This window comes from Synechococcus sp. R6-7, assembly GCF_047461695.1.
In the GTDB taxonomy this organism is placed as follows: domain Bacteria; phylum Cyanobacteriota; class Cyanobacteriia; order Thermostichales; family Thermostichaceae; genus Thermostichus.
Genome location: NZ_JANSHS010000431.1, coordinates 1 through 1,648, shown reverse-complemented (window position 1 = coordinate 1,648; position 1,648 = coordinate 1). Strand labels below are relative to the sequence as shown.

Sequence of the window (1,648 nt, the reverse complement as noted above, 5' to 3'; positions counted from 1 at the left end):
ACGCGAAAGGACTCCGTCCCGCTTACGCGAACAGCCTGGCCCAGTCCTCCCGGCCACGACTGAGGAAAAAGGACTCCGTCCCGCTGACGCGATAGGCTGCCAAGCGGACTTGGGTTTTGCGGATCCCACGCAGGGTGGTTTCCTGTTGCTCGCTTTCGGGATCCTGATCCAGACGTAACAAGGCTTGCACAATGGCTTCCGTTGTTTCAGAGCCCAGAGCACAGCTCGACTGGGCCAACATTCCCAGATCAAAGCCAAAGGTTTCAGATAGGAAAAAGAGACCAGCTTTGTAGGCAATTAAGCTGTAGTAGCGAAAGTAGCCAACAATCTGCAAGACCAGAGCCGACTGGCGGTGTTGTAGGGCTGCCTCGGCCAACAAGCGGTACTGCTTGAGCAGGTTGTAGCCGCTGCGGATGTCTCGCGCGTTGTTCGCGTTAGCGGTGCGGAGCACTGATGACGGCCCGCAGATAGGTGTTGAAAAACTTGATCACCCACCCCGCTACCGTGAGTTGTTGGGCTTCCAGGGCGCGGATCCCCAGTTCCCGGCTGTGAATGGCCACCAGGGTGCTTGCCTGGCGCATGCCGTTTAGCCCCTCGGCAAACAAGGCTTGATACTGCCGCAGGATCTTCAGCTCCAGCCAGGATCCCTCTGCCTCAATCTGGCTCAAGAGTCCCTTATCCACCGAAGCAAAGTCTGGATCCCGCCGCAGAGCCGGGGTAAAGAGAAACCAGGCAGGGGGCAGTTGTGCTTTGTGAGCAGCATAGAAGACCCACAGAGACTTCAAGCTGTCCAAGGCTTCCAGGAGAATGCTCCCCTCCTGCTGACGGAGAGCACTGGTGGCGATGCTTTTGATTTCATCCAGAGCCGAGAGGCAGCGCTGATGAGCTGGCGAGCATTCGCCCATTGGAGAGTGCTGCTCTGTTGCTATGCCTACGGCACCCTGTATTCCTGCGCATCGCTGTTGCTGCACAACGTTGTCGTGACGAGGCCGCAGTTGCAGTGAACAACGGGAGAAATAGCCCCTCTTGGATCCGGAGTCCGATCCTGATCTCCTGGAAGCAAGGGATCCCAGGATGACCTGCCGCACCTGCTGCTCAATGCGATGGATAATCGAGGCCGGTTGCAAGAAGTGAAACACGAAGCGAAAGTAGGGGATCAGCATCAAAAACGAAGCTGTGCCCAGCAGCAGATTCAGCCCGACGAGCAACCCTGGAGGGTGTTGCTCCGCAACGCCAACACGAACGTAAAAGCCCAGGGCTGCCGAACTCCACAAACTGACCACATTGGCCAGAATCAGGAAAAAGAAGAGGTAGAAATTGACTTTCTCGCGCAAAAACAGCTCCGTGACCTTTGGCGTGAAGCGATCCGCGCTCAACTGCACCACAATGGCCACCACCGAGAGGGTAAAGCCCAACACTCCCGACAACACTTGGGCCAAGGTGGCCACAAATTCCTGCAAAGCTTCTGTATCCTGCGTGGATCCCGCCCGAACCAGGTTCAACCCGCTCTGGATCCAGCGGTGCCCACCCCAAGCCCAAAGCAAACCTGCCCCCACCACTGCAGCACTCCAGGGCAGAAAGCGGGGGCGACGCCCAACAAAGCCTGGATCTGTGTGTCTCTGATACATTTACGCTGAACACTGCTGAA

The 1,648-nt window shown here is 57.2% G+C and carries 2 protein-coding genes; both read right to left on the bottom strand.

What is annotated here, in order from left to right:
• Positions 1 to 22: 22 nt before the first annotated feature.
• Complete coding sequence (locus NW815_RS12240; RefSeq protein WP_414388331.1) at positions 23 to 451, bottom strand: hypothetical protein; 429 nt, start codon at positions 449 to 451, stop codon at positions 23 to 25.
• On the bottom strand, positions 435 to 1,628 hold the full coding sequence (locus NW815_RS12235) for a DUF2254 family protein (protein WP_414388334.1): 1,194 nt from the start codon (positions 1,626 to 1,628) through the stop codon (positions 435 to 437). The genes NW815_RS12240 and NW815_RS12235 overlap by 17 nt, the downstream gene beginning before the upstream one ends.
• Positions 1,629 to 1,648 lie beyond the last annotated feature (20 nt).

Bases quoted from the DNA above. Each gene is read 5' to 3' on its own strand.
- NW815_RS12235 (WP_414388334.1), bottom strand. From the start codon at position 1,628: ATGTATCAGAGACACACAGATCCAGGCTTTGTTGGGCGTCGCCCCCGC.